The organism is Bifidobacterium simiiventris, assembly GCF_019331715.1.
Taxonomy (GTDB): domain Bacteria; phylum Actinomycetota; class Actinomycetes; order Actinomycetales; family Bifidobacteriaceae; genus Bifidobacterium; species Bifidobacterium simiiventris.
Genome location: NZ_JAHBBG010000003.1, coordinates 227,612 through 243,884 on the forward strand (window position 1 = coordinate 227,612; position 16,273 = coordinate 243,884).

Sequence of the window (16,273 nt, forward strand, 5' to 3'; positions counted from 1 at the left end):
GTGATCCCGGCGGGACGCATGGGAGGGCTGTCCACATGGCGGAATCCCGTTATGAGACGATTGTTAAGGCTAACATTTGACGAAGATCGGCGTTTTGGGCGTTTTGGCGTGCGTGGCGCGCCATGCCGGGGCATAGACTAAGGACTATGACTGAGAGAACAGAAAGTGCCGAGCGCCTCGCCCGCCCCCTGATTCGCCTTGCGAAGCTCGTCGGCGTCGCCACCAGCTACGTCGGCATGTCTGATGACTACCACGAAATCGAAGACGATGTCCTGGTCGCCGTGCTCGCCGCCTTGGGCATCGATGCCTCCAACGACGAATCGATCACCGCCTCCACGCGTCGCATCCTTGACGAGCGTCACGGCCGGCTCATCAGCCCCACCGTGCTGCATGTCGCCGGACGCGAAGACACCGCACTGATCAACACGCCGATCCTTGCCGTGCCGAAGGCCTCGCTCACGCTCGAGAGCGGCGAGGAATACGGCAAGCTGGAGGTCGGCCCTGGCGACGGTTCGCAGGCGTACGTGATCAACGGCAAGTTCATCGCGACCGCGGCGGTTGTGCTGCCGGCTGACCTGCCGCTGGGCTATCACACGCTGCACATCACCGTCGGCGACCGCACGCAGGACGCGACGCTCATCAGCGCTCCCGAAAAGGTCGAGATGCTCGACGAGATGGAGCACGGCCATCTGTGGGGATGGATGGCGCAGCTGTACTCGATCCGCTCATCCGAATCGTGGGGTGTGGGCGACTACGAGGATCTCAAGCGCATGCTGGTCGATGCCAAGGCCAAGACCGGCGCCGACTTCATCCTCGTCAATCCGTTGCACGCGGCCGAGCCGGTCTCCCCGCTCACCCCGTCGCCGTACCTGCCGGTGTCGCGCCGTTTCGTCAACTTCACGTACATTCGCCCCGAGTCGATCGAGGAATACGGCAGGCTCAGCGAAACGGTAGCCGCACAGGTGCGCGAGCTGCACGCGCAGGTCGAGCCACTCAACGGCGACTCCCAGCTCATCGACCGCGACGCGATGTGGCGCGCCAAGATGGGTGCGTTGTGGCTGATCTTCAAGGCCGGCCGCAACGCCGAGCGCCAGGCGGAGTTCGATGCCTACAAGCAGGAGCAGGGCGGCGAACTCGAGTCCTACGCCACGTGGTGCCTGTGCTACGACAAGTGGGGCGCGCCGAGCGCCGACCCCGACAACTGGGAGCGCAAGTTCACCAAGGACTCGCCCGAGATCAAGGCGCTGCGCGAGCAGTACCCGGACACGCTCGACTTCTACCGCTGGCTCGAATGGATCGCCGTCGGCCAGCTTGAGGCCGCACAGGAGGCCGCCCGCAAGGCCGGCATGCGCATCGGCGTCATGTCCGATATGGCCGTGGGTGTGCACCCGCTCGGCTCCGACGTGTGGTGGAACCCGGAGCGCTTCGCCAAGGGCGCGACCGTGGGCGCCCCGCCGGACATGTTCAACCAGCAGGGTCAGGATTGGAGCCAGCCGCCGCTGAGCCCGATCGATCTGGAGAACACCGGCTACCGCACGTACCGCGACATGGTGCACGGTATGTTCCGTCAGGCCGGAGCGGTGCGTATCGACCATATTCTCGGTCTGTTCCGTCTGTGGTGGATTCCGGACGGCAGGTCTGCGACCGATGCCACGTATGTGCATTACGACTACGACATCATGCTCGGCATCCTCGCGTTGGAAGCCAAGCGTGCCGGCGGCGTGGTCGTTGGCGAGGATCTCGGCGTGGTGCCGAGTTATGTCGCCAGTGCACTGTCCTCGCACGGTATCCTCGGCTGCGCGGTCGAATGGTTCGAGCAGTTCGACGGCACGTTCCGTCCGCCGGTCGACTGGCGTCCGTACGCGCTCGCCTCGGTCAACACGCACGATCTGCCGCCGGTCGCCGGCTACCTCGAGTACGAGCACGTCAAGCTGCGTGAACAGCTGGGACTGCTGAGCGGGCCGAAGGAAGAGTTCGAGCAGTCCGCACAGGCCGAGCACAAGGCGATGATGGACATGCTCGTCAAGAACGGCTATCTGGATGAGTCGTTGCTGGCTGACGAACAGGCCAACGAATGGCAGATCATCGAGGCCATGTACCGCGCGCTGCAGGATTCGCCGTGCAAGCTGCTCGCCGCGTCGATCACCGACGCCGTGGGGGAGAAGCGTGCGCAGAACCAGCCGGGCACCAACAACGAGTACCCGAACTGGCGCATCCCGCTGGCCGACGGCGATGGTAACGTCGTTCCGCTCGAACAGCTCTTTGACAACGCCAAGCTGCAGCAGCTCACCGCCATCATGCGCGGCTGAGCGCGCGTCGCACGTTTCATCAGCGGTGCCATTCCGAACGAGGCGGTAGCCAAGTCGAGAAATCTTCTGGAGGTCGTTCTCCGTCGGAGATTTTCTCTGTCCCGGCTATCGCTTCTCTCGAAATGGCACTTTTGCATATACGGAACCGGTGCGCAACACGCCCGGCATAATGTCAAGGCCGGCGATACACTAGTAGATTGTTGTGTTTCCCTAAGGGGTCCTTCAAAGCGCTTTCCCACTCGCCATCGAGGACTTTCAGGGAGCCCACGGATAATGAGGTCGAAGCCTCTCGCCTCGCGCGCCCTAACCAAGCGCACGATCGAGCAGCCGAAACCCGGAACACAATAGTTAAGAAAAGGTACACCAGTGAAAACTTTCACTCCGAAGCCAGCTGATCTGACTCACGACTGGTACATCATCGACGCCACCGACGTTGTTCTCGGCCGTCTGGCCACTCAGGCCGCCACGCTGCTGCGCGGCAAGAACAAGCCGACCTACGCGCCGCACGCCGATTCCGGTAACCACGTCATCATCATCAACGCCGACAAGATCGCTCTGACCGGCAACAAGCTGGGCAAGGAACTCTACTCGCACTCCGGCCGCCCGGGCGGTCTGCGTCGCGACACCTACGCTCAGCTCCTCGCCAACAAGCCGGAGCGCATCATCCTGGCTGCCGTCAAGGGCATGCTGCCGAAGAACCGTCTGTCCAAGGTGCAGCTGGACCGTCTCCACATCTTCCGTGGCGCCGAGCACCCGCACACCCCGCAGAAGCCGCAGGTTTTCGAGATCGCTCAGATCTCGCAGCAGGCTAAGTGAACCGAAGGGAGATAAGAATCATGGCTGAAAACACCAACGACTCCGCGGTTCAGGCAACCGAAGAGGAGCTCACCTCGTACACCACCGAGACCAACGCTGGCGCTGGCACCGGCACCTCCGCGATCGCTCCGGGCTACGGCACCGGCCGTCGCAAGGAAGCCGTCGCCCGCGTGCGTCTGATCCCGGGCACCGGCAAGTGGACCATCAACGGCCGCACCCTGGAGGAGTACTTCCCGTCCAAGCTGCAGCAGCGTGAGGTCAACTCCCCGATCGTCCTGCTCAAGCTCGAAGGCAAGTTCGACGTCGTCGTCCTCGTTGACGGCGGTGGCACCACCGGCCAGGCCGGCGCCATCCGTCTCGGCGTGGCCCGCGCCCTGAACGCCATCGACCGCGACACGAACCGCGCCACCCTGAAGAAGGCTGGCATGCTGACTCGCGACGCCCGCGTCGTCGAGCGCAAGAAGGCCGGTCTGCACAAGGCTCGCCGCGCTCCGCAGTTCTCGAAGCGTTAAGCCTTCGCGGTTTTGCCGCTTATACGAAGACCCTCGTACCGTTCGGTGCGAGGGTCTTCTTCGTATGCGGGCGGCGCGTGCCGGACGCGGATCACTGGATCTTGCGCATGACGCTGATGCTGAGCGCGGGGATCGTCCACAGATCGATATCACCTGTTGTGTCGGACTGCGCGGCATCGTCCTTGGACGAGGCCGGATTATCGGTGGACACAGCGGCGTCATGTGCGATCGCATGCGCATCATCGGACGATCCGATCGCCGATCCAGTCGCCGATCCGGCCGTAGTCGCGGCATCGGTCGTCGCATTACCGATCGTCCCCAGCGCCACCTCGCGTGGTATGTCCAGCTTCTCCTGCCGACGCAGCTCGGCCTGCACCACCTCGACCAACTCGTGAATCGGATCCCGCTCGTCCACGACCACCGTCCAGTTCGTATCGTCATAGTCGCGCGGATTGAGCCGCTGTGTGAACAGTCCCTGCGCCGGCCGCACGTCGCACACCACGCTGGAACTCCACTCGCACCGCCACTCGCAGTCGGACGGCAGCCGGAACTGCATGTCGCGGTCCACGCCGTTGATCACGATCAGGATGTCCGCCTCGTCGGCCGATAGCAGCCGCATCGCAAACGATCGCACGCTCGTGTCGAACCAGTCTCGTTCCATCGGCGTCGTGCCGTCCGACAGATACCATTGCACGCGGCTCGACGGCCTGAACAGGCCGAGCTGCGTGAGCCGGGTGAAGAACTCCTCGTGATGGTACAGGTCAAGCGACTTGCGGATCGCGATGAGTCGCGACACCGTTTCCAAGCGGCGCATTTCCGGCGTTTTCTTGGTTTGGTACAGCCAGTCCCAGTCAAGCCAGGTGATGTCGTTGTCCTGCGCGTACGCGTTGTTGTTGCCGTTCTGCGTGTTGCGGAACTCGTCGCCGGCGAGCATCATCGGCGTGCCGAGCGAGAGCATGAGCGTGCCGAGCATGTTCATGGCGGCCCGCTCTCGGTTGCGTTCGATCGCGGGTTCCTTGGTCGGCCCCTCCACGCCGAAGTTCACGGAATGGTTCGTATTCGAGCCGTCCATGTTGTTCTCGCCGTTGGACTCGTTATGCTTGCTCACGTAACGCGTCAGGTCGGTGAGCGTGAACCCGTCGTGACAGGCGACATAGTTGATCGACGCGACGCAGCCGCGCCCCGGATCGGTGGCGAACAGGTCAGCCGAACCGCACAGTCGCGTAGCCATCTCCTGCATGCCGATACTGCCGCCCGCGCCCGGCTGCGTGTCGGTCAGCCAGAACTTGCGCACCGTATCGCGGAACCGGTCGTTCCACTCGCTGAACGGCATGCCGAAGCCGCCGGTGCGCCAGCCTTGCGGGCCGAGATCCCACGGTTCCATGATGAGCTTGAGATTGCCGAGCAGCAGATCGGATCGCAACGCGTACAGGAACGGGTGGTGCTTGGTGAAGTCGCCGTCGAGTCGGGCGAGTGAGGCGGCCAGATCGAATCGGAAGCCGTCGATGCCGATGCGTTTCGCCCAGTACCGTAGCGAGTCGATTGCGAACGTTACCACATGCGTGTTCGTGAAGTCGAACGTGTTGCCGCAGCCGGTCGTGTCTTCGAGCCGGCCGACGTTGTTGCGCTGGCGTCGGTAGTACGAGATCGGGTCGAAGCCTCGCCAGCAGACCGTCGGGCCTTCGATGCCGCCTTCGCAAGTATGGTTGTAGACCACGTCCATGATGACTTCGAAACCGGCCTCGTGCAGCGCGTTCACCATGTTGATGACCTCGTCGCGCACGGCCGACGCGCCCTTCGCGCGAGCCTCGGCGGTGGCGTACGACGGCTCGGGAGCGAAGTAGCCGAGCGTCGAATACCCCCAATAGTTGTGCCGGTCGCGCTCCTGCAGGAACAGCTCGTCCTGCTTGGCCTGGATCGGCAGCAACTCGATCGACGTGACGCCGAGCCCCTGCAGGTATGCCAACGTTATCGGATGCGCGAGGCCGGCATATGTGCCGCGCAGTTCGGGCGGCAGCCACGGCGCGTTCTTCGTGAAGCCTTTGACGTGCAGCTCGTAGAGCACGGTCTTGCTCCACGGCACATGCGGATGCACCGGGTCGCCGTCATGCTTGGTCGCATCACGGTCGTCGATCGCGACCGACACCGGCATCTTGCCGAGCGCGTCCACCGTGCTCATCTCGCCGAACGCCGAACCTCGCACCTTGTGGTCCTCGCCGATTTCGCACCGGTACGAGAATGCGGCCGGATCCAGCTCCATCCGCCCGTCGATGCCTTTGCCGTACGGGTCGAGCAGCAGCTTGTACGGGTTGAACCGCAAGCCATGTTTCGGGTCCCACGCGCCGTCCGCACGGTAGGCGTAGCGCATACCGTCCCATGCCTTCGGAAGGTGCACGTACCACAGGCCGTAATTCGGCCCTTCCATGCGGAACAGCGTCTCGCGCACGTACATTGACTCGATGATGCGCGTGCATACCGCATGTTCGTGGATCTCGTTGATGAACGGGGTTGCTGAATCGTCGAAGATGCGGATCGCCCCGTTGAAGAATTTGGTCGGCTGGTCGACCGGTTCGTAGACGCACAGCCAGATCTGGTCGGCGGTTTCGGAACGCACCACGGCGTCCGCCCCACCGTCCTCGGTGAAGTACAGGCCCGGCCTCGTTGCATAGCGGTGAGGTATCGCATACCGCTGGGGGATCGCGTGTTTCATACACCCATTGTAGCCGTGTTGATTTAGCGGGGATATGGCGCGATTTGGCGAGGAGACGTTGCGGCCGCCGAATGGCCGTGTCAGATGCCGGCGAGTCGGTGCATGTACCGTTGCACGAAGCCGAGTGCCGCGCCGGTCACGTGCAGCCGGTCGTCGGCGCGGCTGATGCGCAAGGTGAATGGCTCCGGCATGGGATCGAGGTCGAAGGCCGCCGCCATTGGTGTGAGGACCGTCGTTGGCTGTGCCCGGTTCGCTGTTGCTGTCGGTGATGACATCGTTGTCGTCGCCGCGTCCGTCGTTCGCGTCATGTGCCGTTCGCCCGACCTCGCGATCACGCGTCGCGTCAGTTCGGCGATATCGTTGTCATCGAGATACTGCGCCGCCTCGCCGCCGACGATCACGTCGCCTGCCACGATGGTGCGGGCGTTCGCGATGGCCTGTGCCACATAGTCCAGCCACTCGTTCATACGTTCGCGGTGATGCGTCTCGCCTTGTTCGAGCACACTGAAGAAGCCGGGGATGCTTTCGTAGTCCTCTGGCAACGTTTGCGGCGAACAGTACGCGCTCATGCAGCCTCGTCTGCCGCACGTACATTCGCGGCCTCCTGGTACGAGCGTCATGTGTTCGATCGTGCCGTTGCGATGCGCGATCGCGGTGCCGTTGTCGTTCATGGCATCGGCCGCTCTGCTCGTCGGCTGGTGCAGCCGTCCGCCGATGATCAGCGAGCCACTGGGCTGCCGGTCGAGATAGACGCAGATCGCATCGTCGAGCGTCGGGTCGAACCATGCTTCGGCGGTGGCCGATGCGTCCGCGTAGTGGATCGTGGCGCACGGATAATGCGCGGTCTGGGCGAGCGGCGTAGCTGCCGGGGTGCGCAGACATAGACCGATGCCGAGTATCGTGCGATCGTTGTCTGCTGGTCCGTCTGCATTGTGATTGGTGGACTTGGTAACGTTTGCGGCAAATTCATTGACGATGATGCCGACCCGCTGCCAGTAGGCGGCGTCGTTGCGATAGGGGAGCGTGCGGCTGAGATCGGCGACCGTTGCTCCGTACAGATTGATCGCCCGTAACGTTACGGCGGTCGGTGTGGGTGCGACGCCGATCGCAAGTCGGTGGTTCGGGTTGAAGATGAAGGCTCGTGCCTTGCGCCCGCCGGTGGACTGCTGCAGTGCGCCGGGGGAGACGATGCCGCCGGCGGTCAGGTCACGTAGGTTTTGCGTGACCGTGGGGCTGCTGAGGTTCAGCGACTGCATCAGCTCGAGTTTGGTGGCTTGATGGTGCTGATAGAGGTGATGGATGATGGCGGTTTGGTTCTGTGTCCTGATCGTCGCTGATGGCATCGTTGTCATTGCTGGCCTCGCGGTTGGGTGGTTGTTCGGTGGCGTGGTTGTGGATAACAAGCATACTTTATAAAAGCAGTTTTATGTAACTTGGTGTGAAGGTTAAACTTATATAAAGTTGTTTTTCTAAAGTTGATTCTGCCGGATGTGAGCTCACTTGTGATATCGATGGAAAAAGTGAACAAAAGGTTGCGAAAAACCCGATTTTGTTGCCAACTTGTCATAAATCGACCTTATAACGAACAAAAACAAGACAAAAAAGCACATGAAACGCCGCTGTTTGTGTGCGTGTGCGATGCGAACGTCCGTTCGGTACATTGTGACGTAGGCCACAGAACGGCAGCTCATAGAGGGTGCCATGCGACCGGCAGCCCGGTCGTTGACGTGGCGGGAATAAGTTGCTCCGAGCAAGTCAAGGAGGATTCATGGCAGAAGCACAGCAGGCTGAGGCCCCCACCAAGCCGACCCCTGAAGAGAAGAAGGCGGCCGCCGAGGCCGAGGTCGACGCGCTCGTCAAGAAGGGTCTCAAGGCCCTCACCGAGTTCGAGAAGCTCGACCAGAAGCAGGTCGACCGCATCGTCGCCAAGGCGTCCATCGCCGCGCTGAACAAGCACCTCGTGCTCGCGAAGATGGCCGTCGACGAGACCGGCCGTGGTCTCGTGGAAGACAAGGCCACCAAGAACATCTTCGCGTGCGAGCATGTCACTAACTACCTGGCGGGCCAGCGCACCGTCGGCGTGATCCGCGAGGACGACGTCATGGGCATCGACGAGATCGCCGAGCCGGTCGGCGTCGTCGCCGGCGTCACCCCGGTCACCAACCCGACCTCCACCACCATCTTCAAGTCGCTCATCGCGCTCAAGACCCGCTGCCCGATCATCTTCGGCTTCCACCCGTTCGCGCAGAAGTGCTCCGCCGAAGCCGCCCGCATCGTGCGTGACGCGGCCATCGAGGCCGGCGCCCCGGCCGACTGCATCCAGTGGATCGAGCACCCGTCCATCGAAGCCACCGGCGCGCTCATGAAGCACGACGGCGTCGCCACCATCCTCGCCACCGGCGGCCCGGGCATGGTCAAGGCCGCATACTCCTCCGGCAAGCCGGCCCTCGGCGTCGGCGCCGGCAACGCCCCGGCCTACGTTGACTCCGATGTGGACATCGTGCGCGCCGCGAACGACCTGATCCTGTCCAAGCACTTCGACTACGGCATGATCTGCGCCACCGAGCAGGCCATCATCGCACACAAGGACATCTACGATCCGCTGGTCAAGGAACTCAAGCGCCGCAAGGCGTACTTCGTCAACGACGAGGAGAAGGCCAAGCTCGAGCAGTACATGTTCGGTTGCACCGCATTCTCCGGCGGCACCCCGAAGCTTAACTCCGTGGTGCCGGGCAAGTCCCCGCAGTACATCGCCAAGGCCGCCGGCTTCGAGATCCCGGCCGACGCGACCATCATCGCCGCCGAATGCTCTGAGGTCTCCGACAACGAGCCGCTCACTCACGAGAAGCTCGCCCCGGTGCACGCTGTGCTCAAGGCCGACAACAAAGAGCAGGCGTTTGAGATGTGCGAGGCCATGCTCAAGCTCGGCGCCGGTCACACTGCCGCCATCCACACCAACAACGAGGCGCTCGTGCGTGAATACGGCCTCAGAATGCACGCCTGTCGCATCATCTGGAACTCCCCGAGCTCGCTCGGCGGCGTCGGCGACATCTACAACGCCATCGCCCCGTCGCTCACCCTCGGCTGCGGCTCCTACGGCGGCAACTCGGTGTCCGGCAACGTGCAGGCGGTCAACCTGCTCAACATCAAGCGCATCGCTCGGAGGAACAACAACATGCAGTGGTTCAAGATCCCGGCCAAGACCTACTTCGAGCCGAACGCCATCAAGTACCTGCGCGACATGTACGGCATCGAGAAGGCCGTCATCGTGTGCGACAAGGTCATGGAGCAGCTCGGCATCGTCGACAAGGTCATCGACCAGCTGCGTGCCCGCGCCAACCGCGTCACCTTCCGCATCATCGACTACGTCGAGCCGGAGCCCTCGGTCGAGACCGTCGAGCGCGGTGCCGAGATGATGCGCGAGGAATTCGAGCCGGACACGATCATCGCGGTCGGCGGCGGTTCCCCGATGGACGCGGCCAAGATCATGTGGCTGCTGTACGAGCACCCGGAAATCTCCTTCTCCGACGTTCGTGAGAAGTTCTTCGATATCCGCAAGCGCGCCTTCAAGATCCCGCCGCTGGGCAAGAAGGCCAAGCTCGTGTGCATCCCGACCTCGTCCGGCACTGGTTCCGAAGTCACGCCGTTCGCCGTGATCACCGACCACAAGACCGGTTACAAGTACCCGATCACCGACTACGCGCTCACCCCGTCCGTCGCGATCGTCGACCCGGTGCTCGCCCGCACCCAGCCGCGCAAGCTCGCGTCCGACGCCGGATTCGACGCCCTGACCCACTCGTTCGAGGCGTACGTCTCCGTCTACGCGAACGACTTCACCGACGGCATGGCGCTGCACGCGGCCAAGCTCATCTGGGACAACCTGGCCGAGTCCGTCAACGGCGAGCCGGGCCTGGAGAAGACCAAGGCACAGGAGAAGATGCACAATGCCGCCACCATGGCCGGCATGGCGTTCGGCTCCGCGTTCCTCGGCATGTGCCACGGCATGGCGCACACCATCGGCGCGCTGTGCCATGTCGCCCACGGCCGCACCAACTCCATCCTGCTGCCGTACGTGATCCGTTACAACGGCCAGGTGCCGGAGGAGCCGACCTCGTGGCCGAAGTACAACAAGTACATCGCCGACGAGCGCTACCGCGACATCGCCATCAACCTCGGCATCGACCCGGGCAAGACTCCGGCCGAAGCCGTCGAGAACCTGGCGAAGGCCGTCGAGGACTACCGCGACAACAAGCTCGGCATGAACAAGAGCTTCCAGGATTGCGGTGTGGACGAGGACTACTTCTGGAGCGTGCTCGACCAGATCGGCATGCGCGCCTACGAGGACCAGTGCGCCCCCGCGAACCCGCGCATCCCGCAGATCGAGGACATGAAGGACATCGCCATCGCCGCGTACTACGGCGTGCCGCAGGCCGAAGGCCACCGCATCCGCGTCGAGCGCGAAGGCGTGGCTGCCACGGAGGAAGCCTCCGAGCGCGTCTGAGACTGAATGTCTGATCAGGCACTGAGGGAGTTCGCCCATCTCGGGCGGGCTCCCTCTTGTGTATTCGTGGCCTGAGCGTTGATCATGCGAGGTCTTTCTGGTTCACGCGACGGATATAATCGGGTCAATTCCATCCCGTGAGCCGTTACTTCGTGTCGCCTTCCGCGCTGGTGATCGCCTCGGCAATCGGATCATTGCTGAAATCATGCTCGCGGTATCCAGGATCATCCACCGGCAGATGCTGCACCAGCGTATCGAACACCTGACTGTAGATCTTGCCGTGATCGAGCACCGCATCCAGCACATGCCCGCCGAACGTGCGGTCGTCGGACAGAAAATGTTCGTGGAACCCGGCCACCGCCGCGCCATGGAACATCACCGGCGAAAAATAGCCGAGCATCGTGCCCTGCACGTCGTGCCGCAGGAACGTTGCCTGCCGGTCGGCCACCTCCACCAGCGTCGGGTACGGAGCCTGCTGCTTGATCACCGCGCGGGTTTTCATGAAACTGAACGTGCCGCGCACAATCACCGAAAAGAACGTGTTCGCACGCCCGTTTGCCTCCACGATGCGCTTGTTGAGTTCCTTGAGACCGATGTCCGAGCGCTCGCACTGGTACTGGAACGCGGCGTGATGCACGTTCGCGAACGGCATCGTGAAATCGTCCGGCACGCGTTCGGCCACGCCGGTGCTACCGACTTTGTATGCCACGCCGTCAAGGATGATGAGCTCGCCGTCGAGTCCCTCACCCGTGCCGATGCCGGTGTCGCCATGCGTGAGTAGTTCGCCGATGGTCGTCGTGCCCTCCAGCAGTCCAGGCACGAGCAGCGCGAGCGTGCCGTGCTGGTACAACTGGTTGGCATTGTGCGCCGTGATGGGTCTGATCTGGGAGCCGCGCGATTGTGTCACGGGACACACGATAGAAAGCCCGACGGCACGATTCAACGGCCATCTCACCGTTCGCCGCAACCGTGACGCGGATCACAGGGTCTCATAGACGCGATTCGTGTCGACCGATCGTTCAGAACGTCATCACCACGGCTGCGAACACCAGCAGGCTCGACACCATTTCGACCAGGCCGACGGCAATCGGCCTGACCGCGCGTCGCCGCGCGACCAACGGCATCGCGACCGCCCGCATCATCAGCCACGCGCAGGTGATAGTCAACATCGCGAACAGGCGGCCGAACCCCAGCAATCCCCATAGTCCGAACGCCGCCGCCAGCAGTACGCCATGCCAGATCCACGACGCCCACAGGTATCCGGCATTGCCGCGTTCGCGGATCATCGTCTTCACGAACAGCACCGAACCGAACTGTGCGAGCAGAAACACCACGGCCGCGGGTAACCCGCCGTTGGCGAGCGCCGGGATCCGGGCGTCGGCTGCATGATTGCCGAACGAGCCGACGACCATTGCCATCGTGCAGGCGGCGAGGATCGCGACCGCATTGCCCCAGAGCGTGCGTTCGCGGCGTAGCCATGCGGCAGCGAACGACAGTCCGGCCAGCGCGATGTACAGCGGCGCCCACCACAGGATCGTCGGGTGGAGGGCTACGAACGGCAGGCCGATCGCGGCGAGCAATACCGTATATATGACGGTCGGCGGTAGGTAGCGGCGTGCGAACCGTGATTTGAGCCATCGTGCGGCGGTGAACTGAACGCAGTAGCACAGGATCCATGCGATGAGCAGCCAGACGGTGGCCGTGTTCGCGCCGCCGACGATCATGCCGGCCAGCGTGGGCAGGATCGCCATCGCCCATGCGCCGGGCTGGTCGGGAATCCAGTCGCGTGGCGTGGTGTGGCGGTGGTTCGGGGCGGATCGGGTGGTTGGCGTGGTCATGGTCCATATCGTATGGGCGTGTGATCCGACCCGCCAGCGATGGTGGACGGTCGATTTCGGTTATCCACAAAAAATGTGGATAGACACGCCGGATGTGGATAACAGCCGACCATTCGACCACATGCCTCGAAATTGATTCAGTGTCGAGGTCGAAGCCGATACAGTACGACCATGAAAGCGAATACGGCACTGATCGAGCGATGCATGGATCATGAACGGCGACGGTTATGCGTGTGGGGTCGGACGCAATCCGAACGTCAATCCCTGCGTCGGCGGGTGAAGTCAGGTGATCTGGTGTGCGTCGTCGATGGCTGTTTCGCGCGCGTCGAAACGTGGAATTCGTTGGATCCGGTGGAACGGTACCGATGGGTGGCGCGAACATTGGCGGTGCTGCATCCCGACTGGGTGTTCGGTGGCATGACCGCTGCCGTGATGTATGGGATCAGCGATTCGATACGGCATCTCGGCGTGTTCCATATCGCAATGGATAAGAGACGCCACGGCGGGGATCGAGGCCCGTTCCGGTATTGCTTGGTGCCGGAGGATGAGTATGCGCGGTATGCGATGACGGACGGGGTACGGGTCACGCCGCTGGGCCGTACCGTGTTCGATTGCCTGCGGCACGTGGATTTTCCCGATGGAATCGGTCTGGTCGAATCGGTGTTGCGGCAGAGGATGATGACGCGCGACGAGATGCGGACGCATTGCCTGTCGTTGCCGGGGCGCTGGCGTTCGCGGGCGCTGTTGGCGGTGGAGCAGGCGCCCGGCGGCACGGACAATGGCGGGGAAGCGTACGCTTACGGCGTCATGATCGAGGAGGGATTCGCCGCGCCGCGTGTGCAGGAGACCGTCGCGCATCCCGATGACGCAACCCGTTATGACCGGGTTGATTTCGCGTGGCATACGGCGGACGGCCGGTTCATTGTGGCGGAACTTGACGGACGGGTGAAGTACCGTGATCCGTCCATGTATGTGAACGGCAGTCTGCCGGATACGATCATCGCGGAGAAAGAACGGGAGGAGAGGATCCGGCTGCGGGCGGATGAGGTGGTTCGGTTTTCGTTTTCCGAGGCATATCGGCGTCGGATGCTGGTGGAGAAGCTGATGAAGGCCGGGGTGCCCCGGGTCGGGGTATGACGGCCGGATCGCCGATGCCGGGGCTCACTGATCCCATTGGTGGGTGAAATTGGACCGCACAATATAAAGTGTATCTGGACTAGTTAGACGGCTGATACGGTTCCAACTAGTCCAGATATACCCACCAACGGTATTCAGCCGGTTTTTGAGTCCATATATACCCACCATTGCGAACCACGGCTGATCGGTGATAAGAGCCGAAAAGATGGACGGCACGAAGGAACACAAACGGCGCGACACGCCCGAACTCCATAAGGCCATGCCTAGTGCTTTAATAAACAAGTTGCCTGATTTGGGCTCGCAAATTGGAATCAAAAAAGCGAGCGCGGAACGGAAACCCACGTGAGTGGAAGCCCGAATGCCGCGCACTGATGTGGTTTGGCCACAAGGATCACCCTGCAGAGGGTGTCTCTTGCTGCGGCCAAGTCCGCCGGTGCCCTAGAAGCAGGCTGGTAAACAGTACACGAATCGCTAGAAAGGGCGGACGGCAATGGCGGGACAGAAAATCCGCATCAGGCTTAAGTCCTATGACCACGAGGTCATCGACCAATCGGCGAAGAAGATCGTCGAAACGGTGACGAACGCGGGCGCAACTGTGGTTGGCCCGGTTCCGCTCCCGACCGAGAAGAACGTCTTTGTTGTTATTCGTTCTCCTCACAAGTATAAGGATTCTCGCGAGCACTTCGAGATGCGCACTCACAAGCGCCTCATCGACATCGTGGACCCGACCCCGAAGGCCGTGGACTCCCTGATGCACATTGATCTGCCCGCAGATGTCAACATCGAGATCAAGCTGTAAGGGAGGAGGGAACCACTATGACTTCGCAGAGAGGTAGCCACAAGGCTCTGCTGGGCAAGAAGCTCGGCATGACTCAGGTCTGGGACGAGAACGGTTTCTTCGTCCCCGTCACCCTCGTTGATGTGTCCACCAACGTGGTGACCGCCGTCAAGTCCGAAGAGACCGACGGCTACAAGGCCGTTCAGATCGGCTACGGCCAGATCGATCCCACCAAGGTGACCAAGCCGCTCGCCGGCCACTTCGCCAAGGCTGGCGTGACCCCGCGCCGCCACCTCGTTGAGGTGCGCACCGAGGACGCCGCCGAGTACGAGCCGGGCCAGGAGCTGTCCATCGACTTCTTCCCGGAAGGCTCTGAAGTCGACGTCACCGGCACCACCAAGGGCAAGGGCTTCGCCGGCACCATCAAGCGCTGGGGCTTCAAGTCCTACCGTCGTTCTCACGGCTCTCACAAGAACGAGCGTCGCCCCGGCTCTGTCGGCGCATGCGCGACCCCGAGCCGTATTCTCAAGGGCAAGCGTATGGCCGGCCGCATGGGTCACGTGACCGCGACCGCTCAGGGCTTGACCGTCATGTCCGCGGATGCCGAGAACAGCATTCTCGCCATCAAGGGTGCGATCCCGGGCCCGAAGGGCGGCATCGTTCTCGTCCGCACGGCAGTGAAGTAAGGGGAGTCTGATCAATCATGGCAAACGTTACTCTGAACGTGTCTGACGCCCAGGGCGCTACCACCGGCACCGTCGAGGTCCCGGCTGAGATCTTCGGCCACACCGCCGAAGAGGTCGCCTCCCGCGTCCCGCTGATCCACCAGGTCGTTGTGGCTCAGCTCGCTGCTGCCCGCGCTGGCACCCACGCCACCAAGACTCGTGGCATGGTCTCCGGCGGCGGCAAGAAGCCGTGGAAGCAGAAGGGCACCGGTCGTGCCCGCCAGGGCTCCATCCGCGCCCCGCAGTGGTACCACGGCGGCACCGTGTTCGGTCCGCAGCCGCGCGACTACTCGCAGCGCACCCCCAAGAAGATGAAGGCCGCGGCCCTGCGCTACGTCCTGTCCGATCGTGCGAACGCCGGCCGCGTTGCCGTGGTGAACTTCGGTATCACCGATACCCCGTCCACCAAGGCCGCCGTCGCCGCGCTGTCCCCGATCACCGAGAACAAGTTCACCACCGTGGTGCTGTCCCGCGAGAACATCAACGAGTGGCTGTCGGTCCGCAACATCCCGACCGTCCACCCGATCTTCGCCGATCAGCTCAACACGTACGATGTGGTCACGGCTCAGTATGTCGTCTTCACCCAGGAAGGCCTCGACGCTTTCCTCGCGGGCAAGACCGAGCCGGCCGCGAAGGAGGACTGATCTTAAATGGTCGCAATCCACAAGCCCGCACACGACGTCATCCTCAAGCCTGTCGTCTCCGAGAAGAGCTACGCGCTCTCCGATCGTGGCCAGTACACCTTCGTGGTGGCCCCGGACGCGAACAAGGTGCAGATCAAGCAGGCTATCGAAGAGATCTTCAAGGTGAAGGTGACGAACGTCAACACCCTCAACCGTGACGGCAAGCGCAAGCGCACCCGTTTCGGCTTCGGCCAGCGCGTTTCCCAGAAGCGTGCGATCGTGACCGTCGCCGAGGGCCAGACGATCGACATCTTCGGCAACTGA

Annotated in this window: 13 protein-coding genes; 9 read left to right on the forward strand and 4 right to left on the reverse strand. The window is 62.7% G+C overall.

Annotation, left to right across the window (positions count from 1 at the left end):
- Positions 1-146: 146 nt before the first annotated feature.
- From malQ to rpsI, 3 genes are all read left to right on the forward strand, one after another.
- On the forward strand, positions 147-2,309 hold the full coding sequence (gene malQ, locus KIH76_RS05100) for a 4-alpha-glucanotransferase (protein ID WP_219069654.1): 2,163 nt from the start codon (positions 147-149) through the stop codon (positions 2,307-2,309).
- Between the two features lie 366 nt (positions 2,310-2,675).
- Positions 2,676-3,125, forward strand: a complete 450-nt coding sequence (gene rplM / locus KIH76_RS05105) for a 50S ribosomal protein L13 (protein ID WP_214372531.1) — start codon at positions 2,676-2,678, stop codon at positions 3,123-3,125.
- A gap of 20 nt (positions 3,126-3,145) precedes the next feature.
- Positions 3,146-3,637, forward strand: coding sequence for a 30S ribosomal protein S9 (gene rpsI / locus KIH76_RS05110; RefSeq protein WP_214372528.1), 492 nt, complete (start codon positions 3,146-3,148; stop codon positions 3,635-3,637).
- A gap of 91 nt (positions 3,638-3,728) precedes the next feature.
- Here rpsI and glgX read toward each other — a convergent pair whose 3' ends face one another.
- Complete coding sequence (gene glgX, locus KIH76_RS05115) at positions 3,729-6,347, reverse strand: glycogen debranching protein GlgX (protein WP_214372526.1); 2,619 nt, start codon at positions 6,345-6,347, stop codon at positions 3,729-3,731.
- 80 nt (positions 6,348-6,427) lie between these two features.
- On the reverse strand, positions 6,428-7,690 hold the full coding sequence (locus tag KIH76_RS05120) for an ROK family transcriptional regulator (RefSeq protein WP_214372525.1): 1,263 nt from the start codon (positions 7,688-7,690) through the stop codon (positions 6,428-6,430).
- Between the two features lie 425 nt (positions 7,691-8,115).
- Between KIH76_RS05120 and adhE the strand changes: the two genes are divergently transcribed.
- Positions 8,116-10,848, forward strand: a complete 2,733-nt coding sequence (gene adhE, locus KIH76_RS05125) for a bifunctional acetaldehyde-CoA/alcohol dehydrogenase (protein WP_219069656.1) — start codon at positions 8,116-8,118, stop codon at positions 10,846-10,848.
- A gap of 145 nt (positions 10,849-10,993) precedes the next feature.
- Here the strand turns inward: adhE and budA are convergent, their stop codons facing one another.
- Positions 10,994-11,755 carry an acetolactate decarboxylase gene (budA, locus tag KIH76_RS05130; protein WP_214372522.1) on the reverse strand — a complete coding sequence of 254 codons (762 nt, stop codon included), beginning with the start codon at positions 11,753-11,755 and terminating at the stop codon, positions 10,994-10,996.
- 112 nt (positions 11,756-11,867) lie between these two features.
- Positions 11,868-12,686, reverse strand: a complete 819-nt coding sequence (locus KIH76_RS05135; protein WP_219069658.1) for a YwiC-like family protein — start codon at positions 12,684-12,686, stop codon at positions 11,868-11,870.
- Between the two features lie 171 nt (positions 12,687-12,857).
- On the opposite strand from KIH76_RS05135, the gene KIH76_RS05140 reads away from it, so the two are divergent.
- The 5 genes from KIH76_RS05140 (at position 12,858) to rplW (ending at position 16,273) form a co-directional block, all read left to right on the forward strand.
- On the forward strand, positions 12,858-13,823 hold the full coding sequence (locus KIH76_RS05140; protein ID WP_219069660.1) for a type IV toxin-antitoxin system AbiEi family antitoxin domain-containing protein: 966 nt from the start codon (positions 12,858-12,860) through the stop codon (positions 13,821-13,823).
- Positions 13,824-14,313: 490 nt separating this feature from the next.
- On the forward strand, positions 14,314-14,622 hold the full coding sequence (gene rpsJ / locus KIH76_RS05145) for a 30S ribosomal protein S10 (RefSeq protein WP_003808013.1): 309 nt from the start codon (positions 14,314-14,316) through the stop codon (positions 14,620-14,622).
- A 17-nt stretch (positions 14,623-14,639) separates the two neighbouring features.
- On the forward strand, positions 14,640-15,287 hold the full coding sequence (rplC, locus tag KIH76_RS05150) for a 50S ribosomal protein L3 (RefSeq protein ID WP_219069662.1): 648 nt from the start codon (positions 14,640-14,642) through the stop codon (positions 15,285-15,287).
- 17 nt (positions 15,288-15,304) lie between these two features.
- Positions 15,305-15,970 carry a 50S ribosomal protein L4 gene (gene rplD / locus KIH76_RS05155; protein WP_163232126.1) on the forward strand — a complete coding sequence of 222 codons (666 nt, stop codon included), beginning with the start codon at positions 15,305-15,307 and terminating at the stop codon, positions 15,968-15,970.
- 6 nt (positions 15,971-15,976) lie between these two features.
- A complete protein-coding gene (gene rplW, locus KIH76_RS05160; protein WP_219069664.1) occupies positions 15,977-16,273 on the forward strand; it encodes a 50S ribosomal protein L23 in 297 nt (98 codons plus the stop codon).

What these genes read in the sequence shown, in the direction of transcription:
- malQ (WP_219069654.1), top strand. Translation starts at nt 147, where the DNA reads ATGACTGAGAGAACAGAAAGTGCCGAGCGCCTCGCCCGCCCCCTGATT.
- rpsI (WP_214372528.1), top strand. Translation starts at nt 3,146, where the DNA reads ATGGCTGAAAACACCAACGACTCCGCGGTTCAGGCAACCGAAGAGGAG.
- glgX (WP_214372526.1), bottom strand. Translation starts at nt 6,347, where the DNA reads ATGAAACACGCGATCCCCCAGCGGTATGCGATACCTCACCGCTATGCA.
- KIH76_RS05120 (WP_214372525.1), bottom strand. Translation starts at nt 7,690, where the DNA reads ATGCCATCAGCGACGATCAGGACACAGAACCAAACCGCCATCATCCAT.
- adhE (WP_219069656.1), top strand. Translation starts at nt 8,116, where the DNA reads ATGGCAGAAGCACAGCAGGCTGAGGCCCCCACCAAGCCGACCCCTGAA.
- KIH76_RS05135 (WP_219069658.1), bottom strand. Translation starts at nt 12,686, where the DNA reads ATGACCACGCCAACCACCCGATCCGCCCCGAACCACCGCCACACCACG.
- KIH76_RS05140 (WP_219069660.1), top strand. Translation starts at nt 12,858, where the DNA reads ATGAAAGCGAATACGGCACTGATCGAGCGATGCATGGATCATGAACGG.
- rpsJ (WP_003808013.1), top strand. Translation starts at nt 14,314, where the DNA reads ATGGCGGGACAGAAAATCCGCATCAGGCTTAAGTCCTATGACCACGAG.
- rplC (WP_219069662.1), top strand. Translation starts at nt 14,640, where the DNA reads ATGACTTCGCAGAGAGGTAGCCACAAGGCTCTGCTGGGCAAGAAGCTC.
- rplD (WP_163232126.1), top strand. Translation starts at nt 15,305, where the DNA reads ATGGCAAACGTTACTCTGAACGTGTCTGACGCCCAGGGCGCTACCACC.
- rplW (WP_219069664.1), top strand. Translation starts at nt 15,977, where the DNA reads ATGGTCGCAATCCACAAGCCCGCACACGACGTCATCCTCAAGCCTGTC.